At 71.2% G+C, this 24,691-nt stretch carries 25 protein-coding genes; 17 read left to right on the top strand and 8 right to left on the bottom strand.

What is annotated here, in order from left to right; genetic code table 11:
• Nucleotides 1-83 precede the first annotated feature (83 nt).
• Complete coding sequence (locus ACFQU4_RS23905; protein ID WP_377496725.1) at nt 84-371, top strand: hypothetical protein; 288 nt, start codon at nt 84-86, stop codon at nt 369-371.
• A 21-nt stretch (nt 372-392) separates the two neighbouring features.
• On the opposite strand, the gene ACFQU4_RS23900 is transcribed toward ACFQU4_RS23905, so the two are convergent.
• Nucleotides 393-1,184 (bottom strand): SDR family NAD(P)-dependent oxidoreductase, encoded by a 792-nt coding sequence (locus tag ACFQU4_RS23900; protein ID WP_377496723.1) that lies wholly within the window; start codon nt 1,182-1,184, stop codon nt 393-395.
• A 97-nt stretch (nt 1,185-1,281) separates the two neighbouring features.
• Between ACFQU4_RS23900 and ACFQU4_RS23895 the strand changes: the two genes are divergently transcribed.
• The 9 genes from ACFQU4_RS23895 to ACFQU4_RS23855 all read left to right on the top strand — a co-directional run bounded on the left by ACFQU4_RS23895 (nt 1,282) and on the right by ACFQU4_RS23855 (nt 11,182).
• Nucleotides 1,282-1,914, top strand: a complete 633-nt coding sequence (locus ACFQU4_RS23895; protein ID WP_377496721.1) for a TetR/AcrR family transcriptional regulator — start codon at nt 1,282-1,284, stop codon at nt 1,912-1,914.
• A gap of 106 nt (nt 1,915-2,020) precedes the next feature.
• Nucleotides 2,021-2,869 carry a phosphatase PAP2 family protein gene (locus ACFQU4_RS23890; RefSeq protein ID WP_377496718.1) on the top strand — a complete coding sequence of 283 codons (849 nt, stop codon included), beginning with the start codon at nt 2,021-2,023 and terminating at the stop codon, nt 2,867-2,869.
• Between the two features lie 42 nt (nt 2,870-2,911).
• A complete protein-coding gene (locus tag ACFQU4_RS23885; protein ID WP_377496716.1) occupies nt 2,912-4,699 on the top strand; it encodes a beta-galactosidase family protein in 1,788 nt (595 codons plus the stop codon).
• Between the two features lie 207 nt (nt 4,700-4,906).
• Nucleotides 4,907-5,851, top strand: a complete 945-nt coding sequence (locus ACFQU4_RS23880) for a TauD/TfdA family dioxygenase (protein ID WP_377496714.1) — start codon at nt 4,907-4,909, stop codon at nt 5,849-5,851.
• A complete protein-coding gene (locus ACFQU4_RS23875) occupies nt 5,848-6,834 on the top strand; it encodes an ornithine cyclodeaminase family protein (RefSeq protein ID WP_377496712.1) in 987 nt (328 codons plus the stop codon). Before ACFQU4_RS23880 ends, ACFQU4_RS23875 begins: the two co-directional genes overlap by 4 nt.
• Nucleotides 6,825-8,180, top strand: a complete 1,356-nt coding sequence (locus ACFQU4_RS23870) for an alanine racemase (RefSeq protein ID WP_377496710.1) — start codon at nt 6,825-6,827, stop codon at nt 8,178-8,180. Before ACFQU4_RS23875 ends, ACFQU4_RS23870 begins: the two co-directional genes overlap by 10 nt.
• Before the next feature lie 11 nt (nt 8,181-8,191).
• Nucleotides 8,192-9,202, top strand: coding sequence for a PLP-dependent cysteine synthase family protein (locus ACFQU4_RS23865; protein WP_377496708.1), 1,011 nt, complete (start codon nt 8,192-8,194; stop codon nt 9,200-9,202).
• Between the two features lie 106 nt (nt 9,203-9,308).
• Nucleotides 9,309-9,776, top strand: a complete 468-nt coding sequence (locus ACFQU4_RS23860) for a pyridoxamine 5'-phosphate oxidase family protein (protein ID WP_377496706.1) — start codon at nt 9,309-9,311, stop codon at nt 9,774-9,776.
• 23 nt (nt 9,777-9,799) lie between these two features.
• Complete coding sequence (locus ACFQU4_RS23855; protein WP_377496704.1) at nt 9,800-11,182, top strand: acyltransferase family protein; 1,383 nt, start codon at nt 9,800-9,802, stop codon at nt 11,180-11,182.
• A gap of 6 nt (nt 11,183-11,188) precedes the next feature.
• On the opposite strand, the gene ACFQU4_RS23850 is transcribed toward ACFQU4_RS23855, so the two are convergent.
• Together ACFQU4_RS23850 and ACFQU4_RS23845 are read right to left on the bottom strand one after the other, a co-directional pair.
• Nucleotides 11,189-12,346: an enolase C-terminal domain-like protein gene (locus tag ACFQU4_RS23850; protein ID WP_377496702.1), complete on the bottom strand. Its 1,158-nt coding sequence runs from the start codon at nt 12,344-12,346 to the stop codon at nt 11,189-11,191.
• A 25-nt stretch (nt 12,347-12,371) separates the two neighbouring features.
• Nucleotides 12,372-13,682, bottom strand: a complete 1,311-nt coding sequence (locus ACFQU4_RS23845) for a hypothetical protein (RefSeq protein WP_377496700.1) — start codon at nt 13,680-13,682, stop codon at nt 12,372-12,374.
• A gap of 113 nt (nt 13,683-13,795) precedes the next feature.
• Here ACFQU4_RS23845 and ACFQU4_RS23840 point away from each other — a divergent pair, with 113 nt between their 5' ends.
• Both ACFQU4_RS23840 and ACFQU4_RS23835 read left to right on the top strand, forming a co-directional pair.
• Nucleotides 13,796-14,632, top strand: coding sequence for a hydroxypyruvate isomerase family protein (locus tag ACFQU4_RS23840; protein ID WP_377496697.1), 837 nt, complete (start codon nt 13,796-13,798; stop codon nt 14,630-14,632).
• Between the two features lie 12 nt (nt 14,633-14,644).
• A complete protein-coding gene (locus tag ACFQU4_RS23835) occupies nt 14,645-15,316 on the top strand; it encodes a GntR family transcriptional regulator (RefSeq protein WP_377496695.1) in 672 nt (223 codons plus the stop codon).
• A 116-nt stretch (nt 15,317-15,432) separates the two neighbouring features.
• Here the strand turns inward: ACFQU4_RS23835 and ACFQU4_RS23830 are convergent, their stop codons facing one another.
• The gene (locus ACFQU4_RS23830) at nt 15,433-16,203 is read right to left on the bottom strand and encodes a TetR/AcrR family transcriptional regulator (RefSeq protein ID WP_377496693.1); all 771 of its coding nucleotides are present in this window, start codon (nt 16,201-16,203) and stop codon (nt 15,433-15,435) included.
• A gap of 86 nt (nt 16,204-16,289) precedes the next feature.
• Between ACFQU4_RS23830 and ACFQU4_RS23825 the strand changes: the two genes are divergently transcribed.
• Nucleotides 16,290-17,246, top strand: a complete 957-nt coding sequence (locus ACFQU4_RS23825) for an ATP-binding cassette domain-containing protein (RefSeq protein WP_377496691.1) — start codon at nt 16,290-16,292, stop codon at nt 17,244-17,246.
• 74 nt (nt 17,247-17,320) lie between these two features.
• Complete coding sequence (locus ACFQU4_RS23820; protein ID WP_377496947.1) at nt 17,321-18,094, top strand: ABC transporter permease; 774 nt, start codon at nt 17,321-17,323, stop codon at nt 18,092-18,094.
• Nucleotides 18,095-18,246: 152 nt separating this feature from the next.
• Here the strand turns inward: ACFQU4_RS23820 and ACFQU4_RS23815 are convergent, their stop codons facing one another.
• Together ACFQU4_RS23815 and ACFQU4_RS23810 are read right to left on the bottom strand one after the other, a co-directional pair.
• A complete protein-coding gene (locus ACFQU4_RS23815) occupies nt 18,247-18,582 on the bottom strand; it encodes a VOC family protein (protein ID WP_377496689.1) in 336 nt (111 codons plus the stop codon).
• A gap of 2 nt (nt 18,583-18,584) precedes the next feature.
• Nucleotides 18,585-18,917: a PadR family transcriptional regulator gene (locus tag ACFQU4_RS23810; protein WP_377496687.1), complete on the bottom strand. Its 333-nt coding sequence runs from the start codon at nt 18,915-18,917 to the stop codon at nt 18,585-18,587.
• Nucleotides 18,918-18,979: 62 nt separating this feature from the next.
• Here ACFQU4_RS23810 and ACFQU4_RS23805 point away from each other — a divergent pair, with 62 nt between their 5' ends.
• Nucleotides 18,980-20,164 (top strand): DNA glycosylase AlkZ-like family protein, encoded by a 1,185-nt coding sequence (locus ACFQU4_RS23805; protein ID WP_377496685.1) that lies wholly within the window; start codon nt 18,980-18,982, stop codon nt 20,162-20,164.
• A 9-nt stretch (nt 20,165-20,173) separates the two neighbouring features.
• Here the strand turns inward: ACFQU4_RS23805 and ACFQU4_RS23800 are convergent, their stop codons facing one another.
• Nucleotides 20,174-21,886, bottom strand: a complete 1,713-nt coding sequence (locus tag ACFQU4_RS23800) for a hypothetical protein (protein WP_377496683.1) — start codon at nt 21,884-21,886, stop codon at nt 20,174-20,176.
• Nucleotides 21,871-22,641 (bottom strand): ABC transporter ATP-binding protein, encoded by a 771-nt coding sequence (locus tag ACFQU4_RS23795; RefSeq protein WP_377496681.1) that lies wholly within the window; start codon nt 22,639-22,641, stop codon nt 21,871-21,873. Before ACFQU4_RS23795 ends, ACFQU4_RS23800 begins: the two co-directional genes overlap by 16 nt.
• Nucleotides 22,642-22,754: 113 nt before the next feature.
• Between ACFQU4_RS23795 and ACFQU4_RS23790 the strand changes: the two genes are divergently transcribed.
• On the top strand, nt 22,755-23,993 hold the full coding sequence (locus tag ACFQU4_RS23790; RefSeq protein WP_377496679.1) for a histidine kinase: 1,239 nt from the start codon (nt 22,755-22,757) through the stop codon (nt 23,991-23,993).
• Nucleotides 23,981-24,685, top strand: a complete 705-nt coding sequence (locus ACFQU4_RS23785; protein ID WP_377496677.1) for a response regulator — start codon at nt 23,981-23,983, stop codon at nt 24,683-24,685. The genes ACFQU4_RS23790 and ACFQU4_RS23785 overlap by 13 nt, the downstream gene beginning before the upstream one ends.
• The last annotated feature ends 6 nt before the right edge of the window (nt 24,686-24,691 follow it).

The raw sequence follows: 24,691 nt of genomic DNA, 5'->3' as shown, positions 1-24,691 counted from the left end.
CGGCCCAGCTGGTGGCTGACCCTCGTCGTGGTTGGGTGGCAGGAAAGGAGACCCACGAAGCTCACCAGCAAGGAGTCACCCTCATGCCAAGCAAGCTGCGGACCACCCTGGGGCTCAGCGCCGCGACCGCCATCGCGGCCGCCGGCCTGGTCGCCGTGCCCACCACGGCTTCGGCCGGAGTCACCTGCGTGACGACCCGGGACAACACACCGGTGCAGGCCGATCCCTGGTCGACCTCGCCGATCATCAACCGGCTGTCCGACGACACCGTGCTCGCCTGCACCGGCGGGCCGGGCTGGTTCCGGGTCGGCCGGGACGGTCGTTGGCTCGGGTACATCAGCGCCAACTTCCTCGACACCAGCTTCGGCTGACCCCGAGCCCGCCCGGGCGCCTCAGTCGAGCACCGAGAACACCAGTTCGGCCCGGTCGCGGGCCACGGTGAGATCCCAGATCTGATCGGCCATCGCGTCCGGATCGAGCGACCGTGCGGCCAGTTGGTCGGCGTCCAGCCCGACCGCGGCCAACTGCTCCGCGTTGCTCGCCATCGCCGCGTAGATGTCGCCGCCGCGGACCCCGCCGCCGATCACGATCGATCCGGCGAAGACGCCCCGGTCGGCCACCGCCGCGTTCAGAGTGAGCGTGTAGTTCCGCAGCGCCGCGCCGATCGGCGCGAGATGGCCCAGCTCGGGCATCGGGCGGATCGCACTCAGGCCGGTCGGCAGCAGGATCACGCCGCGACCCCGTTCGAGCATGCCCGGCAGCACCGCACCGACGGCGTCGGCGGCCGACGTGACCAGCGTGAACGTGGCGTTCAGGGCAGCACCCGTGGTCGCCTCGATCGGTACCGGGAAATCGGCCGGGTCCATCCCGGCCGGACCGTAGTAGAGCGCCTCGACCGGTCCGAGCTGCTGCTCGATCCGGGCGAGCACGTCCGCCACCTGATCCCGGTCACGGACGTCGGCCGCCTCGGCGATCGCGGTCGTACCGTCGGCTCGGAGCCGGCTCAGGTAGTCCTCGTGCCGCGCGGAGGACCGGGACACGACGGCGACCGGGTGGCCGCCGCGGCCGAACCGGCGGGCGATCGACAGGCCGAGGCCGGGCCCGACGCCGAGCACGACGGCGGTGCCCCGCGGCTCGCGGGATCCGGCGGCGGCAGCAGGTTCGGCAGCTTGGTCGATGGTCATGACTCTCCTTGCTCTGAATTAAGTTGAGGACATCCTCAATTTCTTGGATCGACCGTAGCTTAACTTGAGGCTGGCCTCAAGTAGTAGCGTTGGGCTCATGGCCGGCCGCACCCGTACCCCACGACGCGACGCCGTCGCGAACCGGGAGAAGCTGCTGACCGCCGCCGCACAACTCTTCGCCGAGCGCGGACTGGCCGCACCGCTGGAGGAGATCGCCCGCCGCAGCGGGGTCAGCATCGGCACCCTGTACAACCACTTCCCGACCCGCGAGTCCTTCTTCGACGCGATCTATCCGGAGAAGCTTCGTGGCCTCGAGGTCGCCGGCCAGGAGGCCCTCGCGGCGGCCGATCCGTGGACGGGGTTCCGGGATTTCATGCTGGCCACCTTCAACCTCCAGGCCGAGGACCGGGGCCTGAACGAGGCGATGACGCTGCGCTATCCGGCCGCGGCGGCGATGACCGAGGCCTGCGACCGCGGGTACGCGAGCGTGCAGCAGATCATCGATCGGGCGCAGCGGGCCGGCGTGCTGCGCGCCGACTTCACGCTGCAGGACCTGGCCTGCCTGATCTGGGCCACCTCGCGGGTGATCGCCGCCACGGTCGAGGTCGCTCCCCGGGCCTGGCGGCGCTACTTCGACCTCCAGCTCGACGGCCTGCGCGCCGAGGCGGCCAATCCCTCCGAGGTGCCGCCGATGACGAACGAGCAGGTCGCCGCCGCGATGCGCGCCTGATCGCGATCCGCCCACGGTCTCAGGCCCGATCGGCCCGAGGTCTCGAGTCCGGCCCCGGTCGGCCGGATCCCCTGGATCCTTGGAATCCTCGTGGCACCGTTGACGCGTGACCACCCAACAGCTCGGAACCGTGCCGATGGCCATGCCTGCTCCTGCCCCGACCCGGAACCGCTATGCCGGCGGCGCCGCGATCGCCATGATCATCGGCATCGTCGGGACGATCATGCTGATCCGGTTCGCCGTGCTCAGCCGGTCCGGGCAGCAGCTCGACGCCGACGCGACCGAGGCGCTGCACACCGGCCAGGACGCCCTGGCGCCGCTGCTGTCCGCGCTCGGCACGATCTCGACCGGCACGGTCGCGGTCGCGCTGGCCGCCTGCGTGGTCCTCGCGCTGATCCGCCGCCGGTTCGCCGCGGCCGGCGCCGCCATCCTGATCGTCGGCGGCGCGAACGTCACCACCCAGTTGATCAAGCTCCTGGTCGACCGGCCGAACTTCGGCGACGGCTCGCACAACAGCCTGCCCAGCGGGCACACGACGGTCGTGGTGTCGATCGTGCTGGCGGCCCTGCTGGTCGCCCCGGTCGGGCTCCGGGCGCTCGGCGCCCTGCTCGGTTCGTTCGCGATCGTGTTCATCGGCATCTCCACCGTGGTCGCGGGTTGGCACCTGGCGAGCGATGTCCTGGCGGCGATGACGGTGACCTTCGCCTGGGCCGGTCTGGCCGTGCTGCTGCTGTCGCTGCGGCCGACGGAACGACCGACCGGTGGGGTCGGCGCCTTCTTCCTGGCCGCGCTCGGGGCCGGCGCGGGAGTGATCGCGCTCGTGGTGACCGGCGTCCGGCCGTACGGCGGCTGGAGCGGCATCGAGCCGGCCCTCACCGTACTCGCCGTGATCACCGGCGGGACGGCCCTGACCGTCGCCTGGTTCGCCCGGTTGTCCTCGGCGCACGCCCGCTGACCCGCGCCGGTTCCGGACGGCGCCGCCTGACAGACTCCTGGGGTGACCGAGACCCAGCCACGTGTGACGATCGAGGACGGACGCTTCGCCCGGGACGGCGAGCCGCATCAACTCATCTCCGGTGCCCTGCACTACTTCCGCGTTCCGCCCGCCCTGTGGGCCGACCGGCTGCAACGGCTGGCCGCGATGGGCTGCAACACCGTCGAGACCTATGTGGCGTGGAACTTCCACCAGCCGCACGCCGATCAGGAGCCGTCCTTCACGGGCGATCGTGATCTTGGTGCCTTCCTGGACCAGGCCGCCGCGCTCGACCTGGACATCCTGGTCCGTCCGGGTCCGTACATCTGTGCCGAGTGGGAGTTCGGCGGCCTGCCGTCCTGGCTGCTCACCGATCCGGCGGTACGGCGAGCGCTGCGCACCAGCGATCCGGCCTACCAAGATCACGTCGATCGTTGGTTCGACGCGCTGATCCCGGTGATCACGCCCCGGCAGGCCACCCGCGGCGGCCGGGTGATCGGTGTCCAGGTGGAGAACGAGTACGGCAGCTTCGGCAACGACACCGCGCACCTGGCCCACCTGCGGGACCGGCTGGTCGCCCTCGGCATCGACGTCTGGCTGTTCACCTCGGACGGCCCCGGCCGGCTCTGGCTGCAGGGCGGCACGCTGGACGGGACCCTGGCGACGGTCAACTTCGGCTCCCGGCAGGAGACCGCCTTCGCCGCCCTCGCCGAGCAGCGGACCGGCGAGCCGGAGATGTGCATGGAGTTCTGGAACGGCTGGTTCGACCACTTCGGCGGCGAGCACCACACCCGGGCCGGCGACGACGCTGCGGTCGAGCTGGCCGGCATGCTCGCGGCGGGCCGGTCGGTGAACTTCTACATGGCCCACGGCGGCACCAGCTTCGGCGTCTGGGCCGGCGCGAACGCCGTCGAGGACGGCGGCACCGTGGTCCTGCAGCCGACGGTCTCGAGCTACGACTATGACGCGCCGATCGCCGAGGACGGCACGCTGACGGCGAAGTTCGACGCGTTCCGCGACGTGATCATGAAGCACACCCAGACGACGCCGTCTGAACCGCCGCCGTTGCCGGAACGACTCCCGGCCGGCACCGCGACCGTGATCGAACGGATCTCGCTGACCTCCGTTCTGGACCGGGTGCCGGTGACCGAGTCGATCAACCCGCTGACCTTCGAGGAGCTCGGCGTGCACCAGGGCGTGGTCCGCTACCGGACCGCGGCCGCCGGACCGTACCCGGAGGCGAAACTCACCCTGGACGGCCTGGCCGACCTCGGCACGGTGATCATCGACGATCAGGTACGGGCTCGGGTCGGCCGGATGCCGCTCGACGACCGGTTCCCGACCGGCCCCGCCACCGTCGAACTGGCCGAGCAGAACGCGGTCGACGTGCTGGTCACCTCACTCGGCCGGATCAACTTCGGCCGCCATCTCGGCGACCGCAAGGGCCTGACCGCGATCCGGCTCGACTTCCAGCACCTGATGGGATTCCGGCAGTCCGGACTGGACCTCACCGAACTGCCCAACCTGGACTGGTCCGATCCGGAGCCGGCGCCGGACGAGCCCGGCTTCCACCGCGCCGAGCTGGAGATCGAGCGGCCGGCCGATGGCTACCTGGCCCTGCCGGACTGGCACCACGGCTACCTGTTCCTCAACGGGTTCAACCTGGGCCGGTACTGGAGCATCGGCCCGCAGCGGACCTTGTACGCGCCGGCGCCGCTGTGGCGGGCCGGCCGGAACGAGTTGATCATCGCCGAGCTCGGCGGCGGATCCGGCAGCACGGTCGAGCTGCGGGACGCGCCCGATCTCGGCTGATTCGCGGCCTGAACTGTGACGTGTTCCGCGGCAAAGGGTTTCCCTCAAGACACTTTTAGGTAAGCCTTGCTTAAGCGGCACTGAGAGACTAACTTCGCTGGCCGGGGAACGACATCTCACAGCAGCCACGAAGGGAATCCGGTGTCCAGCTCTGCTCCGGTCCACGCTCCCCAGCCTCTCCCTACCCGGACCCTTTCCACGGCAGCCGTGGACACCCTGGACGGCATCGCGGAAGACCTCGCCGGACGGTTCCGGGCGCTGGACGATCCCGGCCTCGTCGCGGCGATCGACGAACGGCTGGAGGAGTTGCCGGGCGAGGTCGCGGAGGTGGTCCGGCCGCCCGGCGACGACGGCGCGGTGATCATCTCCGGGCTCCGGGTGGACGATGCCCGGCTCGGCCCGACGCCGGCCGGCTGGCGGGAGGCGGGCGAAACCGGGGTCGAGTTCTCGATGATCTTGCTGCTGCTGGCCCGGGCGGCCGGCGAGCCGTTCGGCTGGCGCGGCCAGCAGGAGGGCCGGCTGGTCAACTCGATCGTGCCGGCGCGCGGCCAGGAGGTCTCTCAGACCGGGGCCAGCAGCGCGACCACGCTGGCGCCGCACACCGAGGATGCCTTCCATCCGCGGCGGGCGAACCTGCTGCTGCTCGGCTGCCTGCGCAACCCGGACCGGGTCGGCACCACGGTGGCGTCGGTCCGCCGGGCCCGGCTCGACCATGATCAACTCCGGCTGCTGGCCGAGCCGGCGCTGCCGATCCTGCCCGACACCTCGTACGGGGGCGAGCACGATCCGGCCGCGGCGCCGGGGGTGCCCACGATCTGGGGCGGCCCGGACGGCCTGACCCTGCGGTACGACCCGGCCTACACGCCGCTCGAGCGCGCCACCCCGGACCACCGCGCGGCCTATGCCCGGCTGTCCACCGAACTGGACCGGGTCAGCGTCACCGCCGCTCTCGGTCCGGGCGAGCTGCTGATGATCGACAACGATGTTGCGGTGCACGGGCGGGTGCCGTTCCGGGCCCGCTACGACGGCACCGACCGGTGGCTCAAGCGGATCAACGTACGACTTCGCGATCGGCCGCGGCGGCAGGCGGAGGCGGCCGAGGACGGCTACGGCGAGCAGCTCGTGGAGCCGTACCGAGACCATGCCGCATGAGTGAGTCAGCTCCGCTCCGGCTGCTCAGCCGGAGCGATCTCGCCGACGTCGCGTTCCCGCCCGGTGACGTGGTCGCCGCCGTCGAACAGGCCTATCGCAGCCTCGGCGCCGGCACGGCGGACAATCCGACCAAGCTCACCGTCGGCGGGGTCCATGATCGTTCGGTGGCGTACGCGATGCTCGGCCGGGACACCGAGCGCGGCGTCGTCGCGATGAAGACGTCGTACAGCTTCGGTCCGGACGACGACCGCGGCGGCAAGCGCTACACGACGATGATCATGCTGTACGACGACCGCACCGGCGCGCCGATCGCCCTGCTGGACGGCTCCCGGATCGGGGCGCTGCGGACGCCGGCCGTGTCCGCGCTGCTGGCCCGCGAGACGCTGCGGCCGGGCGCCCGCAGCGTGCTGGTGATCGGCACCGGCGTCCAGGGCCGCGGCGCGCTGCCGCACCTGCTGGCCGCGAACCCGGCGCTGGACCGGCTGATGCTGTACGGAACCCATCCGGACGGGATCGCTGCTGTGCAAGGCGAGCTGGCCGCGCATCATCCGGACCGCACCCTGGAGCTGGTCGAGGACCTGCGGGCGGCCGCGCGGCAGGCCGACCTGGTGCTGGGCACGGCAGGGCCGGCGAGCCGGGCCGCGGTCGAGGCCGATGATCTTGCTCCGGGCAGCACCGCCATCATCGTCGGGTACGGGCTCGCGCCGTCGACCTTGATCGAAGCCGACCGGGTGATCGCGACCAGCGCGGCCCAGATGGCGGTCACCGGTCGTGATCTTGCCGGACCGGACGGCACGCTTCGGGGCGTCGACGCCGAGCTGCCCGACCTGATCGCCGGCCGGGCCGTGGGCCGGCAGGACGAACGGCAGCGGATCTTCGCCTTCAACAGCGGGCTGGTGCTGACCGACATCGCGGTCGCGCACGACCTGGCCCGCCGGGCGATCGAGCTCGGCCGCGGGACCGAGGTGGCGCTGTGGGTCTGACCGACGCTCGATCGGTGACCATGATCACCGCACCGCCGCTGACCGCTCATCGGGATCCCTGGGAGCGCAGGCTGCTGACCGATCCGGACCTGCTCGCCGACCTGGCCCGCGCCGCCGGCGGACCGTTCCATGCGCTGTATCCGGACCGGGTCGCCGCCAACGTCGCGGCGTTCCGGACCGCGCTGGCCGAGGAGGGCGTGACCGGCACCGTCCACTACGCCCGCAAGGCCAACAAGGCGGACTGCGTGATCGACGCCTGTGCCAGGTCCGGCGCCGGCGCCGACGTGTCCAGCGTGGGCGAGTTGCGGGCGGCGCTCGGCGCCGGGATCCGTGGCGCGGACCTGATGATCACCGGGCCGGCCAAGCCGGACCGACTGCTCTGGCTGGCCGCCCGGCACGGCGCCATGATCGCGATCGACGCGCTGGACGAGCTGGAACGCTTGATCATGATCACCGGGCCGGAGCCGGTACGGGTGCTGCTGCGGGTCCGACCGCCGGACTCGACCAGCCGGTTCGGGCTCGCGGACGCAGAGTTGGACGCCGCGGCCGCCCGGATCGCCGAGGTGCCGGCGCTCCGGCTGCAAGGGTTCAGCTTTCACCTGTCCGGCTACGATCCCGCGGCACGGACCCGGCTGGCCGGCGCACTTGTCGAACGCTGCCGGCGGGTTCGCACGCTGGACCACCCGGCCGACACGATCTCGATCGGCGGCGGCTTCGCGGTCGACTACGCCGCGGCGGACGAGTGGGCGGCGTTCGGTGACGGGCTGGCGGATCGCTGGTGTCACGGCGAGCAGGGCGTCCGCGACCTCTATCCGTACCACTCCGAGCTCGCCGGCGCCGCCATGCTGACCACGGTCCTGCGCGCCGACGGATTGGCCGAACGCCTGCGGGACAACGGAATCCGGCTCGCGGTCGAACCCGGCCGGGCGCTGCTCGACCGGGCCGGCTGCTCGGTGTTCCGCGTCCTCGGCGTCAAGACCCTGACCGCGCGCGGGCTGCCGTACCGGATGATCACCGTGGACGGCAGCAGCCTCAGCCTGTCCGAACAATGGTTCGGCAGCGAGTTCCTGCCGGATCCCGCGCTCTGGCCGGCGGGCGATCCCGCCGCCGTCCCCGTACCCACGAGTGTCGGCGGGGCCACCTGCCTCGAGTCCGACCTGCTCAGCCGCCGGCGCATCCCGCTGGCCCGGGAACCGCGGATCGGGGACCTGCTGGTCTATCCGAACACCGCGGGCTACCAGATGGACTCGAACGAGTCCTCCTTCCACAACCACCCGATTCCACCGAAGTTCGTCCTGCGTGCTGATCTTCGCTGGAGTCTTGATCAACTCGGAGAATGTTCATGATCGTCAGTCGCGTGACCGATCTGATCGGCCGCACTCCCCTGTTTCAGCTCGCCGAGACCGGCAGCGGGACCAGGCTGCTGCTCAAGCTGGAGCAGTGCAACCCGACCGGTGCCGCCAAGATCAGGATGGCCCGGTCGATGGTGCTCGACGCCGAGGCCCGCGGCCTGCTCCGGCCCGGCGGCCGGATCGTCGAGTCCACGTCCGGCAACACCGGACTCGGACTCGCCGTGGTCGCCGCCGAACGGGGCTACCGGTTCACCGCGGTGGTGGACCGGCACGCCTGCGCCGACAAGCTGCGCACGATGGCGGCGCTCGGCGCCGAGCTCGTCTTCGTCGGCGACGATGATCATCTTGCGACGTCGGCCCGGGAGGACCTGGCCGAGCAGCTGGCCGCGGCCGAGCCCGGCGCGTACTTCACCGAACAGCACAACAACCCGGCCAACGCCGACGGCTACGCGGGGCTCGCCGACGAGCTGCTCTCCGACCTGGGCGAGGTCGACCTGTTGATCAGCGCGGTCGGCACCGGCGGCTCGCTGTTCGGCACCGCGCGCCGGCTCCGCGACCAGGGTTCGGCGGTCCGGGTGATCGGGGTCGAACCGGTCGGCTCGATCGCCTTCGGCGGCGACGGCGGGCCCTACTGGCAGTCCGGCACCGGCACCCCGCCCGGCGCCACGATCGGCACCGCCGTGGACTACGCGCTGCTGGACGAGGGCGTCAAGGTGAGCGACCTGGACGCGTTCGCCACGGCGCGGGCGGTCGCGGCGAGCACCGGTTTGATGATCGGCGGGTCGGCCGGCGGTTCGGTGCACGTCGCCCTGACCCGGCTGGAGGACTTCCCGCCCGGCTCGACCGTCGTGACGATCGTCGGCGACGGCGGCGAGAAGTATCTGGACACCGTCTTCGACGACGAGTGGATGCGGGCCCGCGGACTGCTCGACGAGTCGGTCGAGGCACGGATCTCGGGTCTGCTCGCCCGGCTCGCTCCCGACCGAGCCGCCGATCCGGTGCTCAGCCTGGCCTAAGAACCCAGTTCCCTGAGGGCACGAAAAGGTCAGAGGTTAGACTCAGGTTCCCCTTTGTGGCACACCCCGCCGCGGGCTCACAACCGACACCTACGAGGTGGCACAGATGGCCGAGCATGATCAACATCCGGAGTTGGACGTCCTTCCCGAATGGCCTCGGGAGACGGTCGCGGTGCTGGTCACCCTCGCCGGGGACGACGGTGCGCCCCATGTGATCCCGGTCTCCTGGCCGGTCCGCGCGGATGATCGCCGGATCTTGATCAGCCTCCGCTACAACCGCGGTTCGCTGGCCCGGCTGCGCGAGCGGCCCCAGGTCGCGCTGCTCATCGTCGGCGGTGGCGACGTCGCACTCAGCGTCCACGGTACCGCCTCGGTGATCCGGGAGAAGCTCGCTCCGGACGGCGAGTACGCGGGCGTCCAGATCGTCGCCGACACCATCGAGGATCACCGGCAGGGCGCGTTCGCGGTGGCCGACGGGATCCGCCGGACGGTGCTGGACCAGGGCGAGTTGGCGGCGCTGGAACAGCGGGTGGCCGAGTTGACACGCTATGCCGCCGACTTGAACTCGTCATAACGCTTGGGTAACGTCGGGCTGCAATGGCAGACCGCACCACCGAATCACGTTCGAAGGTCCGCGACGCCTCCCTCGACAACGCCAAGGCGATCCTGATCGTCCTGGTCGTGCTCGGCCACGTGATCGAGGACGTCCCGAAGGACGACGCGGCGGAATGGCTCTATCGAGTCATCTACCTGTTTCACATGCCCGCATTCGCCTTGATCACCGGCTATCTCTCCCGTCGTTTCAAGGCGTCGATCGGCTCGTACCTCAAGCTGATCGGCGCGCTGCTGGTGCCGTACCTGGTCTTCCAGTCGGCGCACGGGCTGATCAACGCCCGGATCGACAACGAACCGTTCTCGCTGGACGTGTTCGACCCGAAGTGGACCCTCTGGTACCTGCTCGCGGTCGCCCTCTGGCGCGCCCTGACCCCGCTGCTCCGGGCGATCCCGTACGCGGTGCCGCTGTCGATCCTGGCCGCGCTCGGCTTCGGACTGATCCCCAACCTGCCGGACACGCTCTCGCTCGACCGCGCGATCACGTTGCTGCCGTTCTTCGTGATCGGGCTCACGGTGACCCCGGACAGTCTGGACAGCGTGCGCCGGGTCGGACCGCTGGCCTTGTCCGCGATCTTCCTGCCGGTGGCCGCCGGGGTGGCCTGGTGGTCGCTCGACCGGCTCGGCGGCGACGACTTCTGGTTCAGCCGGTCCTTCCTGCAGCTCGGCGACGACTGGCTCGCCACCGGGCTGATGCTGCGGCTGTGCAGTTACGGCCTCGGACTTCTCGGTACGGCCTGGGTGCTGGCCGTCGCGCCACGGCGCCGGCTGCCGATCACCTACCTCGGCATCCAGTCGATGTACATCTATCTGCTGCACAGCGTGACCCTGACGGCGTTCCGCGACAACGGCGTGATCGAGGGACTGGACGAGCCGTGGCTGGTCCTGGCCAGCATCGGCTTCGCGATCCTGCTGTCCGCCGTTCTCGCCTCCAAGCCGGTCACCGTGATCACGATGCCGTTCATCCAGCCGCCGTTCGGCAAGATCAAGAAGCGCGAGCCCGCTCCGGCCCGGCACCGCGCCCCGGCCAGGCAACAGGTGCCGCTCTGGGACTCGGTCCCGGCCTGGGAGCCCGCCCCGGCCCCGGCCCCGGAGCCCCGGCCGGCCCGCACCCGGGAGCCGCGCCGGGACTCAGTGCCTACCTGGGACTCGGTACCGAACTGGGACTCGGTGCCTACCTCGGACTCGGTGCCGATCTGGGACTCCGCTCCGGCCCCGGCGCCCCGGCAGGTCCGCACTCGGGAGCGGCGGCCGGTCGTGCAGCCCTCCCCCGCCCGGCGGGCCCTCGTCGAAGATCAGCCGCAGGGCGGCTGGGTGATCCAGGACGACACCCCGCGACCGCGCCGCGCGGCGCCGGCCCCGTCCTGACCGGCCTCAGTCGATGATCATCCGGTCGGCGTTCGCCGCGTAGAGCCGCTCCCAGTCGTAGCTGACCCCGAGCCCGGGCCTGTCCGGCAGCCCCACGCAGCCGTCCGCGCCGACGGCGTCGAGATCTTCGGCATAGTCGTCGGCGTACACCGGAGGATGCAGCGGGTTGCCGCTCTCCGGGTCGAGCAGCCCGAGCTCGTAGTAGTTGGTGTTCCGGATCGCCGCCATGCAGTGCCGCTGGGCCGGGCCGGACGCGTGCACCTCAAGATCGAGCCCGATCGACTCCGCCGCGTGCGCGGTCTTCATCACGCCCGTGATGCCCATGTCCAGCTCGGGATCGGCGCGCAGGAAGTCGGTGCCGCCGTCCAGTGCGACGGCCATCCGGAGCTCCAGCCCGCGGACGAACTCGGTGATCAACAACGGCGTCTTGATCTTGTCCCGGAGGATCTTGTGCCCGAACGGAGCGTTGTCCCGCATCGGGTCCTCCCACCAGTAGGCGCCGACCTCGTCGCAGACCCGGCCCAGCGCCAGCGCGTCGGCCAGCGTGCGCAACGAGTTGCCGGGATCGGTCATCACGTCGCTGCGGCCGGCCGAGCCCTCCGCCGACGCCCGCAGCGCCGCCGCCTCGGCGCGATGATCACCGTTGGACGGGCCGTGGATCTTGTAGCCCGGGATGCCGCGACCGGCGCAATGATCGGCGAAGTCGCGGTAGCTGGCCGGGTCGGACAGGCCGCCCAGGCCGTGCCCGCCGCCGACCGTGCTGACGTAGGCCGGCAGCCGGTCCCGGAACCGGCCGAGCAGGTCCGACACCGACATCCCGGCCGCCTTGCCGGCCGCGTCCCAGAGCGCGATGTCGATCGCCCCGGCACCGATCCGGTCCGACTTGGCCAGGTTGCGGTTGGCCCGGTCCCAGATCAGTTCGCGGTCGGTCAGCCGGCAACCGATGATCGACCGGGCGATCGCGACGACCTGCGGAGCGGCCAGCGGCGGCGCGCTCCACAGGGTCACGTAGTCGCCCGTGATCCCTTCGTCGGTACGGATCCGGACGCCGAACCGGCGGATCGTGCGGGTCCGCGGCACCGCCAGCGGACGGCCGGCTTCGTCGTAGCCGTACCGGATCTCATGATCGAACTCGACCAGTTCGACCTCGGTGATCATGGACATGACGGGCTCCTCGGTTCCGGGCTGATCATGACTCGAGCGGCTGCCAGAACCGTTCCTGGGCCTCGTGCTCACGCAGCCCGATCCGTACGGCGTCCAGGCGTTCCATCGTCGCCCCGTCGTAATGACCGAGCGACAGTCCGTCGGCACCGGCGTCGACCGCGGCCTTGATGCTGCCGCGGAGCGTCTCCGGGGTCGCGTTGGGCCGGACGCCGAGTGCCGCGATCAACTTCTGATCATCGTTCAGCGCCCGCCGCACCTTCATCAGCTTGGCCCGCTTGATCGCCACGCCCGCCGCGGTGCCCAGCTGATCGGAGTAGTCGGACTCACGGACCGAGTCGACGTGCCGGAAGGCGGACCTGAAGTCCAGCCCGGCCCGCTCCGGCGCCGCCATGTAGGTGTTGTAGCGGAGTTCGATCGGCCGGCCGATCCCGTCCAGCGCCTGCCGGACGTCGGCGAAGAGCCCGGTGATCGAACGCTTCCGGAACTGCAGCCAGGACATGAAGGCGTCGTTCTCGATCAAGAGGCTGGTCTCGCTGTAGTTCGCCTCGTCCAGCAGCTGCCGCTCGTGCAGCTCGGCCAGCCCGATCCGCTTCGACAACCGGGCCAGATGCCCGATCTCGGCGACCAGCTCGGCCCAGTCCAGGCCCTCCGCCGTCGCCTTCGCCTGGCAGGCGTCGCAGAAGCAGCCGCCGGTCGCGACGCCGAGCAGGTGCTGCCAATCGGTGGGGCCGGACGAGTGGGTGCCGCCGTCGCCGCGGCCGGCGCCGAACATGACCAGGCAGGTCTGCAGGTAGTCGACGTCGTAGTTGGCCGCCAGGTCGGTGAACAGGCCGATGATGTAGTCGCGCACGTCGGGATGGTTCAGGCAGGGCAGCGCGCGCTGCGCCTCGACCGCCTCGAAGGCGCCGACGATGTTGCCGAAAACGTCGCGCTGCAAGGCATCCGGGTAGTGCTCCCGGGCGTACTGGGCGTCGATGATCGTGTGCGAGATCTCGCAGCCGGTCCGCATGTTCCGGGCCCGCGCACCGTCGATCAACACCTGCAGCCAGTCCGTACCGGCGAGGAAGTCGCGATCACTGGTCAACGGCTTGATCCGGCCGTACCGGTCGGCGGCCGGCTTCCAGTAGGCCCGACTGTCCTCCGGCAGGTAGTAGCGCCGGACCGGATTGTGCGGATAGTGCCGCGCGTGCAGCGGCCGCTTCTCCTTGTGCATCATGCCGACCAGGTACGCCGAGTTCACCTCCGCCCGGCTGGCCAGCACGTCCAGAGCATGATCAATTCCCTCATCGGCCAGGTCCCAGGCATAGAGGCTGGCGGCGATCTCGTTCAGCGGCATCGGCATCCCTTCGTCGGGTGGTGCACCATGGACCGGTCATCGCTCTCTCAATCCTCAAGTCGGTAAACTTGTCTGTCAAGTTGTCAAGCCCGACATTCCAGAACGGAGTGCCCGTGCACGGCCATCGCTTCAGCTACGCCGCGAACATCTCGATCATGTTCACCGAGTACGAGTTCCTGGACCGGCCCGCGGCTGCCCGCGCCGCCGGCTTCACCAAGATCGAAACGTGGTGGCCGTTCGCCGAACCGGTCGCCGAGCCGGGTCAGGTCGACGCCCTGATCGGAGCGATCGACGCGGCTGGGGTCCGGCTGATCGGACTCAACTTCTTCGGCGGCGACCTGGCCGCCGGACAACGCGGCGTGGCCAGCCACCCGGACGCCGCGGCCGACCTCGCCGCGAACGCCGAGCAGGTGGCCGCGATCGCCGGGCGGACCGGCTGCCGCAACTTCAACCTGCTGTACGGGCAGCGGGACGACCGCTGGACGCCGGCCGAGCAGGAGGCGGCGGCGATCCGCGCGATCGGCCAGGCGGCAGCGACGGTGGCGACCTTCGGCGGCACCGTGTTGCTGGAGCCGCTGGCGAAGGGCCTCAACGGCGCCTATCCGCTGACCACGGCCGACGAGGTGGTCGCGGTGATCGACGCGGTCGCCGCGCCGGCCGACAACGTACGCCTGCTCTTCGACGTCTTCCATCTCGGCAGCAACGGGGCCGACCTGGTCGCCGAGGCCCGCCGGCACGCGGCCCGGATCGGGCACGTCCAGCTGGCCGACAGCCCGGGCCGCGGCGAGCCTGGCTCGGGGACCTTGCCGATCGCGGCCGCCCTCGCCGCACTGCCGTCCGGCTACGCCGGCGTGGTCGCCTGTGAGTACCGCCCGACCCGGGCCACCGAGGAGACCCTGGACTGGATCTCCGCGGTCGACGGAGCGCCACCCGCGGGCACGGATCTGTGAGACGGTAACCCCGTGTCAGACCAGTTCACCCTCGCGCCGTCGTCCCTGACCGACGCCCTGTTCGAGGCCGTACGGAAGCGGATCGTCAACGGTGACATCGCTCCCGGCGAGAAGCTCACCGAGCTGCGCCTGGCCGGCGAGTACTCGGTCGCCCGGCCGACCGCGAAGGCCTGCGTCGAGCGACTGACCGCGGTCGGCCTGCTCCGTCGCACCGCCCACCGCAGCGCGGTCGTCCCGGCGTTCGACGAGGCCGAGATCGTCGACCTCTTCATCGCCCGGGAGGCGGTCGAACGGTCGGCCGTGCTGGCGCTGGCCAAGCGCAAGTCCGTGCCGGCGGCGGCGACCACGGCCCAGCTCTCGATCGAGCGGGCGACCCGGGAGCGCGACTTCCCGAGCCAGGTCGAGGCCGACATCGCCTTCCACTCGTCGCTGGTCGCCGCTGTCGGCAGCGGCCGGCTGCTCCGGATGCACGAATCGATCATGGGCGAGGTGCAACTGACCATGGGCCAGTTCCAGGCCCACCGGACCGCCGACCCGCGGACCGTCGCCCGGGAGCACGCGGAGATCATCGCCGAGATCGAGGCCGGCCGCCCGCGCAAGGCCGAGGACGCCCTGTCCACGCACCTGCAGCAAGCCCGCGAGCGCCTGCTCTCCCACCTTGAGACGGCCGCAACCCTTGGCTGATCCCACGGGTCACCCTGGCCCCAAGTTTTTCACGTTACGTGAAAAACTGGCTCTTCCCGCGAGATATAACGCGCGGGAAGAGCCAAGAAGTGTGGGGAAGCCGAGGCGTTGGGGCCTTAGGTGGCGGCGGTGCGCTGCTCGATGAAGAGCTCGACGCCGTCGAGGATCCGGTCCAGCCCGAACCGGAAGGACAGGTCGGGGTCGGTGGCCGCGTTGTAGGCCTCGCCGGTGCTGGTGCCGACCCGGCCGGCCAGCGGGAAGTCCGTACCCGCCATCACCTTGTCCAGGATCGGCGCGTTGACCTCCCACCATTCGGCGTCGGTCATCCCGGACGACTCCTGGGTGCGCTTGGCCTCGATCGCCATGCCGGCCGAGCCGGCGGCGAAGCCGGAGACCAGCGTGATCACCTGGTCCATCGCGATGTCGTCCAGCCCGATCCCCTCGATCGCGCGGAGTTGCCACTCGTAGCGGGCCACCACGTACGGGCCGAGATTGCCCCGGATCGAGTCCGCCTGGAGCAGCCAGGGATGCCGCAGGTAGCCGTCGTACAGCTGCTGGCAGACCTTCTTCAGCCGGGTCCGGACACCGCCCCGGTGCGGCTTGACCGGCTGCTCGCCGACCGCCTCGTCGTGCATCAGGGCGATCAGCTCGGCCCGGTTCGCCACGTACGTGTAGACCGACATCACCCGTAGTCCGAGCCGGTCGCCGACCTTGCGCATCGACAGCGCGTCGAGGCCCTCGGCGTCGGCGATCGCCACGCCGGCCCGGACCACCTCGTCGACACTCGAACTCTGCTTCGGACCGCGGCTGCCCTGGGTCGCACCGAGTTCCCTGCGCCAGAGCAGCCGCAGGGTCCGGTCGGTGTTCTGGTCCGCGTCATCCGCCATGGTCGCAGCATAGGCACTGATTCTCCGTTAGGTGTACGATGTTCGGCTGGTACGATCTCCGTACTGCATACGGAATAAGGAGGACGGTGGGTAACAACCACTCACTCGAGGCCCGGTCGCTGCGCAAGCGGTACGGGTCGACCCATGCCCTGGACGGCTTCGATCTGAGCGTTCAGGCCGGCACCATTCACGGCCTGCTCGGGCCGAACGGGGCCGGCAAGAGCACCGCCGTGAAGGGGCTCAGCACGCTGATCGACCTCGACGGCGGCGAGGCCACCGTCGCCGGGTACGACGTCGCCCGGCAACCCGGCCAGGTGCGCCGCCGGATCGGCCTGATCGGCCAGAACGCGGCGGTGGACGAGGTGATCACCGGCGCCGAGAACCTGATCATGTTCGGCCGGTTGTTCGGCCTGACCAGGCGCGCGGCCACCGGGCGCGCCACCGAACTGCTCACCCAGTTCGGGCTGACCGACGCCGCCCGGCGACCGGTCTCGACCTATTCCGGCGGGATGCGCCGCCGGCTGGACATCGCGGCCGGACTGATCCTCACCCCGGCGGTCCTGTTCCTCGACGAACCGACCACCGGGCTCGATCCCCGGGCCCGGAACGAGGTCTGGGCCAGCGTGCGGCAGGTCGCCGAGCAGGGCACGACGGTGCTGCTGACCACGCAGTACCTGGACGAGGCCGATCAGCTGGCCGCGGTGATCTCGGTGATGGACCACGGACGGGTGATCGCGCAGGACACCCCCGAGGCCCTGAAGCGGCAGCTCGGCGGCGACCGGGTGACGGTCACCGTCTTCGACACCGAGCAGGTTCCGGTCCTCGCCGCAGCGCTGGAACGCGGCAGCGGTGATCCCGTGATCATCGACACCGAGGCCCGGACGCTGACGGTCGAGGCGAGCCGCAGTGGACCGGCGACGCTGGCCGACTGCGTCCGAGCCCTGGACGCGACCGGGATCGAGGCGGAGGACGTGATCCTGCGCCGGCCGACCCTGGACGAAGTCTTCCTGGCCCTGACCGACCGAGAGGACGTGAGCCGATGAGTGCCGGGATCAGAGACAGTGCAGGTCCTGACGCGGAGCGGGACGGGGGCCCAAGGGAGTCGTCCCCGTTGCTGGTGAGCGGGTGGGTGCTGACCAAGCGGGAACTGCTGCACTGGGTCCGGCAGCCCTGGGCCCCGATCTTCAACCTGGCCTTCATCGTGCTGTTGTTGATCATGTTCGGGGTGCTGCTCGGCGGCGCGATTCAGATCCCGGGCGGTGGCGGCGGCAACTACATGAGCTATCTGCTGCCGGGCATGTTCACGCTGGCGATGATGTTCGGCCTGGAAGGCACGATGACCGCGATGGCGAACGACGCCAAGCGCGGCATCACGGACCGGTTCCGCTCGATGCCGATCGGCAGCACGGCGGTCACGTTCGGCCGGATCGGTGCGGACATGATCACCTCGGTGGTCGAACTGGTGGTGCTGATCGGCGGCGGCCTGCTGCTCGGCTGGCGGGCCGGCGGTTCCTTCGGTGCGGCGGTCGTCGCCGTCCTGCTGTTGCTCTGGCTGCGGTTCGCCCTGCTCTGGTTCGGCGTCTTCCTCGGCCTGACCATCCGCGGTGACGGCGCCCAGACCGCGGTGTCGGTGCTGGTCTGGCCGATCGGCTTCCTGTCCAACCTGTTCGTGTCGCCGGAGACCATGCCCGGCTGGCTGGCCGCGGTCGCGAGCTGGAATCCGTTGTCCGCAACGGCTGCGGCCACCCGGCAGCTGTTCGGCAACCCGACCGGCATCACCGCCGGGCCGCTGGCCGACTACGCGCTGATCATGGCCTTCGGCTGGCCGTTGTTGATCACCGCAATCTTCCTGCCGCTGTCCGCCCGTGCCTACCGGCGGCTGCGCCACTAGCCGTCGCCCGGCTCCGGCCTGGTCCGTCGATCGTGCTCGTCCAGCGCGTCGGCGGACCAGGTGTCGGCGGCCTCCTGCTGTTCGGCGACGCTCAGCTCACGGCGCCGGCTGGCCAGCGACCAGCGGTGGCCGAACGGGTCGGTGAGCTGGGCCTACCGATCACCCCAGAAGGCGTCCTCGGGCGGCGCGGTCGGCGTGGCACCGGCGTCGACCGCGGCCCGGAACGCCGCGTCCACGTCCTCGACGTAGACATGCAGCACCACCGGGCTGCCGCCGATCGCGGCCGGCGACTCGTCGTCGAAGTCGTCGTGCAGCAGCAGCCGGCCGCCCATGATCAACAACTCGCAGTGGAACACCCGGCCGCCGGGGCCGGTGTTGCGGAGCAGCTCGTCTGCGCCGAAGGCCGCCGCGTAGAACCGCACTGCGGCGTCGGTGTCGGTGACGATCAGCTGCGGCGTGACGCCGCGGAACTCGTCGTCGTCGATCATGATCAGCCTTCCTTCTCGAGCAGCCGCCGGGCCGGCGGCTGGTTCAGCAACCCGGCCAGGAACCTGGCCTCGGCGGTGACCGCGGACCGACCCGCCGCGGTGATCCGGTAGCGGCGCTGCCGTTCGGCCCGGCGGTCGGCGCGGACGGCCGCCGGGTCGACGCCGACCTCCTCGATCATGCCGTCCACCCGGAGCCGCTGCAGCGTCCGGTAGAGCGTGCCCGGCCCGAGCCGGATCCGGCCGCCGGTGAGGTCCTCGACCTCCGCGATCAGCCCCCAGCCGTGGCGTTCGCCCTGGGACAGGGCGAGCAGCAGGGCGAACTGAGCCGGTGTCACGAGCCTCCCCCTAGATGATTGATCCACTTCGGATATATCCGAGATGGATGTATCTTAGCGCCATGGACCTGCAGAAGCTGCGCGCCTGGTGGTTCCGTCGGCAGGGCCTGGCCCACCGGCTCGACGGGACCAGCCCGGCCGAGGTGTTGCGCCGGACCGGGTGGGCTCGCACGGTCGGCGGCTCGAATCCGTACCTGACTCTGTTTGCGCGCGCCGGCATCGATCGCGCGACGGCGGACCGGGCCGCGGCCGAGGTGGCGATCTGCGAGCTGCCGTCGGCCCGCGGCTGCACGTACCTGCTGCCCGCCGAGGACTACGCCGTCGGTCTCGCCGCCGGGGCCGGAGCGCCGCGCGGCGAACTGGCGGCCGCGATCAAGCACCTCGACGTCACCGAGACCGAGATCGACCGGCTCGGCGAGGCGGTGCTGTCGGCGGTGACCGAGGCCGACGAGCCGCTGCAGCCGCAGGACCTCCGGGACCGGCTCGGCGATGCCGTCCGCAGCCTCGGCGAGGCCGGCCGCAAGCGTGGCGTCTCGAGCACCCTGCCGCTCGCGCTCGGGCTGCTCCAGTCGGCCGGCGAACTGCGCCGGGTGCCGGTGGACGGCCGCCTCGATCAGCAGCGGTACGGCTACACGCGCTGGACCCCGTCGCCGCTGGCCGACGCCGACCTCGATCCCGATCACCTCGCCGCCGAACTGGCCCGGCGCTACTTCGCCTGGGCGGGCCCGGCCACGCTGGCCCACTTCCGCTGGTTCTCCGGGCTCGGCGCGGCCGTCGCGAAACGGGCCCTCGCGGCCACCGAGCTGACCGACCTCGGCGACGGACTGCTGCTGCCTGCCGACCAGGTCGCCGAGTACGAGGAGTTCACCGCTCCGGCCGATCCCGAGTACGCGCTGGTGGGCTGGATCGACGGCATCCACCTGCTGCACCGCGACCTGGGCCGACTGCTCGACCCGGCCGACGTCGACCGGCCGTCGCCGCTGGAACCGGCGAAGCGCCTGGGCGAGCTGAAGGACCCGCCCTGCCAGTTGATCATGGACCGCGGCCGGATCGTCGGCCTGTGGGAGTTCGACCCGACCACGGAGGCTATCGTCAGCCGGCTCTTCGTACCTGAGGACGACGGGCTGCGGACCGCGATCGCCGAGACCGAGCGGTTCATCGTCGAGCAGCTCGGCGACGCCCGCGGTTCGGTCCTGGACAGCCCGAAGGTCCGCTCTGCCGCAGTCACCGGGCTGCTCACCGACTGACGCCGAGGGTCAGCCAGAGCTGCGCGTCAGTTCGCTCTGGCGCTTCTTCGCCCGGTCCGCCTTCTCCTTCTCCTTGGCGGCCCGGGCGTCCTCCTCCGCCTTCTGGGCCGAGGATTCCAGGCTGCCGAGCAGGCCCGTCGCGGCGCCGTCGTCGTTGCGGCCGTACCGGATCCGGGTGAACAGGGTCGGCAGCCGGTCGGTCAGGTAGCTGATCGTCATCCGGCCGAGCAGCCAGTAGCCGAGCCAGCCGCTGATCATGCCGACGACGATGGCGAGCCACGGGCCCCACGGCGGCAGCGCCAGGTAGCCGACCACCAGCGCGCCGGCGGTCGGGGTGATCAACAGCACCGTCAGCCAGATCGCCAGGTTGGCCTGCAGGGTGAGGTCGCCGCCGGCATCGTTCGGCCCGACCCGGCGGCGCGGATCGACCCCTGGCGACACGGCGACCGCGGAGATCAGGATCGCCAGCCCGCTGGCGACCCCGGTCAGCGCCGGCAGCCCGGCGAACACGGCGGGCCAGGCCCAGTGCTCGCCGGTGAGCATGATCAACAGGACCGAGACGATCAGGGCCGGCGCGCCGAACAGGATGATCATGGCCAGCTGCCGGCCGCGGACGTCGGCCCGGACGGTGCCCTGGCGCTGGCCGACGACGGTGAGCCAGGCCGCGGATCCGTCCTGGCCGTAGAGATTGCAGCCGCTGAGGCAGATCATGAACGCGATCATCAGCCCGGACAGCGGTGCGGCGAGCTGGTAGGAGCCGGAGAGGTACGCGAACAGGCCGATCACCAGACCGGTGTAGATACCGCTGCGCCACTCCAGCTTGCGCCACGGGTCGCGCCACCACTGCCGCAGCTCCTTGCCCAGGACCGCGCCCAGCTCGGTCGCCGGCAGCAGCCGTCGCCCGGTCAGCACCCGGCTGCCGAGCGGCCGCCGGATCCGGCGGGCCGTGCCGCCGTCGAGCCGCGGCCGGAGCAGCACCACGGCCAGGCCGAGCAGCCCTGCGGTGATCACGACGAGCAACCCGAGCCAGCCGAACGCGGCGGCCCAGTCCCCCGCGGCCGCCGCCTGGACGGCGTTGAGCGGCCATGAGCTGGGCAACCAGGCCAGGACCGCGCCGAGTTGGTCCGACAGCCCGTACCTGATCAACTCCGGGATGGTACGGAACGCCTGCACGATCACCATCCAGCCGGCCAGCAGCCCGCCGATCAGGAAGCCGAACTGGATGCCGGCGATCTCCACGCCGAGCCAGGTCCGCATCGCCGAGCCGAGCGCGGCGTAGATCAACCGGGACACGATGATCGTCAACGCCCAGCCGAGCAACGCCGCCGGCACCGCCACGACGACGGTGGCCGGGGCGATCGCGAACGCCTGGGTCAAGATCGCCAGCCCGGCCAGCAGCAGATAGGCCGAGGCGATGCCCGGGAACACCGCGGCCAACAGGCCGAGCGCCAGCCGGCGCCGGGCGATCGGCAGCAGGGTGAAGTACTCGGCCCGCAGCACACCGGCGCCGGACATGGTCACCGGACCGAGCGCGGCCCCGGCGAACCAGCAGGCGAAGATCACCATCAGGACATCGGAACGCACCGCGGCGTCCGCGGCGAACAGTCCACCGGCCCAGGTGATCAACACCAGCCCAGCGCCGAGCACCCAGCCGGCCAGCCGCATGCCGACCGGCGAGTGCCGCAGCATGGCGAACTTCATCGAGATCAGGATCCCAACCACGACAGCTCCTCCCCGGCCAGCTCCCGCTCGCCGACCAGCTCGACGAACCGGTCCTCGAGGCTGCCGCCGGCCCGCACCTCGTCGAGGGTTCCCTCCGCCGCGACCCGGCCGCGCGCGATGATCGCGACCCGGTCGCAGAGCTGCTCGACCAGCGGCATCACGTGGCTCGACATGATCACCGTGCCGCCGGCCGCGACGAAGCGCCGCAGGATCTTGGTCAGCACCCGCCCGGACACCGGGTCGACGGCCTCGTACGGCTCGTCCAGCACCAGCACCTTCGGCGAGTGCAGCAGCGCCGTCGCCAGGCCGATCTTCTTCCGCATCCCGGTGGAGTACTCCAGCACCACGGTGCCCAGCTGCTCGGCCTCCTCCAGTTCGAGCACCCGCAGCAACTCCGCGGTCCGGTTCCTGATCACCGACCGGTCCAGGCCGCGCAGCAGGCCCCAGTAGTCGAGCAGTTCGGCGCCGGTCAACCGCTCGGGCAGCGCCAGCCCGTCCGGCAGTACGCCGAGCGCGCGCTTGGCACCGATCGGGTCCTGCCAGGTGTCCAGGCCGAGCACCCGGGCCGTGCCCGAGGTCGGCCGGAGCAGCCCGACGGCCATCGACAGCGCGGTGGTCTTGCCGGCGCCGTTCGGTCCGACCAGGCCGAAGAAGGATCCGCGCGGCACCGCCAGCGTGAGGTCGTCGACGGCGACCTTGCCGCCGAACTCCTTGCGCAGCCGGTCCAGTTCGAAGGCGTTGCCGTGATCGTCCATGGCTCAAGTCTCGGCCCGGCCCGAGCCGGCCGGAAGCCGCCGATCGGCCAGTTCCCCGGGCCGACCGGCCAGACCTCGGCTGCGACGGGGACCGCCGGACATAGGGTCGGGACATGTCCAGCGCCCTGCCGCTGCGCCGGTTCGCGGAGCGGTCGAACCCGTTCGCGGTGGCTCGCCGTCCCCAGCACTGGGTGATCGATTCGGTCCTGTTCGCCGTATCGCTCGCCGGCGTCGCGGTGACCTCGTGGGGCATGAGCGACGTGTTCGCCCGGCTGCCGGGCTGGTGGCTGCCGCTCGATCTCGCCGCCGGGTTGGTCGGGTCCTGCGCGCTGTGGTGGCGGCGGCGCTACCCGCTGCTGATCGGCTTCCTGCTGGCACCCCTCGGCGGCCTGTTCCTCACCGCGGGAATGCCGGGCGTGATCGCGGTCTACGCGGTCACCGCCTACCGCAGGACGTACGGCTACCTGGCCGTCCTCGCGGTGCACCTGGCCATCTCGATCGGCTACTACCTGATCGTCCCGTTGGTCGACCAGTTCCTGCTCTGGGTCGTGTTCATGGTGTTGATCTACGGCACCGCGGTCGCGTTCGGGCTCGCCGCCCGGGCCCGGCGGCAGGTGATCGACGGGCTGATCGACTCCGCGGAGCGGGACCGGCAGGACTACGAACGGCAGCTGGGCCAGGTCCGGCAGGCCGAGCGGCAGCAGGTCGCGCGCGAGATGCACGACGTGCTGGCGCACCGGATCTCCTTGCTCTCGGTGCATGCGGGCGCCCTGGAGTACCGCAGCCGGTCGGCCGCCGAGCAGGGCCGCCCGCTCAGCGGAGAGGAGCTCCGGACCTCGGTCGGCGTGATCCGGGAGTCGGCGCACCGGGCGCTTGAGGAACTGCGCCAGGTGCTCCTGGTGCTCCAGGCCGACCCGGTGGAGACGCCCGGCGAACTCGGTACGGACCGGCCGCAGGTCACCCTGGCCGGGCTGCCCGAGCTGATCGCCGAGGCCCGCGCGGCCGGCCAGGTGATCATGCTGCGGCAGACCGTCGACCTTGATCAACTGTCCGCGCTGGACGGCCCGCTGCAGCGGACGATCTTCCGTACCGTCCAGGAGGGACTTACCAATGCCCGCAAACACACGCCCGGAGCGCAGGTCGAGGTGGAGCTCGGCGGGGCGCCGGGCCGCGAGGTCATGATCATGATCGGGAACCAGCTGCCGGTCGGCGCCACCGAGGCGGAGATCCCCGGTGCCGGGGTCGGGCTGACCGGGCTCGCCGAACGGGTCCGGCTGGACGGCGGCCGTCTGTCCCGTACGGTCGCGGACGGCCGGTTCGTGCTCACCGCGAGGCTGCCGTGGCGGGGCTGAACGAGGAGCGGGTCCGGGTCGTCCTGGTCGACGACGATCCGCTGGTGATCACCGGGCTGCGGATGCTGCTGGCCGGCGATCCCCGGATCGAGGTGGTGGCCGAGCTGAACGACGGCGGGCCGGTGTTGGACGCGGTCCGTGATCACCGGCCGGACGTGATCTTGATGGACATCCGGATGCCCGGGGTGGACGGGATCGAGGCGGTCCGCCGGCTGGCCGAGCTGGCCGAGGCACCGCCGGTGATCATGCTGACCACCTTCGACGCCGACCAGACCGTGCTGGCGTCGATCCGGGCCGGGGCGGCCGGCTACCTGGTCAAGGACGCTCCGCCGGAACGCCTGGTCGCCGCGGTGCACGCCGCCGCGGCCGGCGATCCGGTGTTCAGCCCGGCCGTGCTCCGGGCCCTGGTCCGGCACACCCGGCGCCCCGCCGAACCGGCCGAGCCGGCCGAGGCGCCGGTGCCCGAACCGGTCCGGGTCGCGTTCGACGCGCTCACCGAGCGGGAGCGGGCCATCGCCCGCGGCGTCACGGCGGGGCTGTCGAACGCCGACATCGCCGCCGAGCTCTACCTCTCCACCGGCACCGTGAAGGCCGCGATCTCCGGCATGCTGGCCAGCCTCGGCGTGGACAACCGGATCCAGCTGGCGATCCTGACCCACCGCCTGGACCCGCCCGGCGTCGACACTCCGTAGCCGCCC

This window comes from Microlunatus sp. GCM10028923, assembly GCF_042666975.1.
In the GTDB taxonomy this organism is placed as follows: Bacteria; Actinomycetota; Actinomycetes; order Propionibacteriales; family Propionibacteriaceae; genus Microlunatus.
Note: the sequence above shows the minus strand (reverse complement) of the source record. Positions and strands in the feature narration are given on the sequence as shown.

What these genes read in the sequence shown, in the direction of transcription:
- ACFQU4_RS23905 (WP_377496725.1), top strand. Translation starts at nt 84, where the DNA reads ATGCCAAGCAAGCTGCGGACCACCCTGGGGCTCAGCGCCGCGACCGCC.
- ACFQU4_RS23900 (WP_377496723.1), bottom strand. Translation starts at nt 1,184, where the DNA reads ATGACCATCGACCAAGCTGCCGAACCTGCTGCCGCCGCCGGATCCCGC.
- ACFQU4_RS23895 (WP_377496721.1), top strand. Translation starts at nt 1,282, where the DNA reads ATGGCCGGCCGCACCCGTACCCCACGACGCGACGCCGTCGCGAACCGG.
- ACFQU4_RS23875 (WP_377496712.1), top strand. Translation starts at nt 5,848, where the DNA reads ATGAGTGAGTCAGCTCCGCTCCGGCTGCTCAGCCGGAGCGATCTCGCC.
- ACFQU4_RS23860 (WP_377496706.1), top strand. Translation starts at nt 9,309, where the DNA reads ATGGCCGAGCATGATCAACATCCGGAGTTGGACGTCCTTCCCGAATGG.
- ACFQU4_RS23855 (WP_377496704.1), top strand. Translation starts at nt 9,800, where the DNA reads ATGGCAGACCGCACCACCGAATCACGTTCGAAGGTCCGCGACGCCTCC.
- ACFQU4_RS23850 (WP_377496702.1), bottom strand. Translation starts at nt 12,346, where the DNA reads ATGTCCATGATCACCGAGGTCGAACTGGTCGAGTTCGATCATGAGATC.
- ACFQU4_RS23845 (WP_377496700.1), bottom strand. Translation starts at nt 13,682, where the DNA reads ATGCCGCTGAACGAGATCGCCGCCAGCCTCTATGCCTGGGACCTGGCC.
- ACFQU4_RS23830 (WP_377496693.1), bottom strand. Translation starts at nt 16,203, where the DNA reads ATGGCGGATGACGCGGACCAGAACACCGACCGGACCCTGCGGCTGCTC.
- ACFQU4_RS23815 (WP_377496689.1), bottom strand. Translation starts at nt 18,582, where the DNA reads ATGATCGACGACGACGAGTTCCGCGGCGTCACGCCGCAGCTGATCGTC.
- ACFQU4_RS23805 (WP_377496685.1), top strand. Translation starts at nt 18,980, where the DNA reads ATGGACCTGCAGAAGCTGCGCGCCTGGTGGTTCCGTCGGCAGGGCCTG.
- ACFQU4_RS23795 (WP_377496681.1), bottom strand. Translation starts at nt 22,641, where the DNA reads ATGGACGATCACGGCAACGCCTTCGAACTGGACCGGCTGCGCAAGGAG.
- ACFQU4_RS23790 (WP_377496679.1), top strand. Translation starts at nt 22,755, where the DNA reads ATGTCCAGCGCCCTGCCGCTGCGCCGGTTCGCGGAGCGGTCGAACCCG.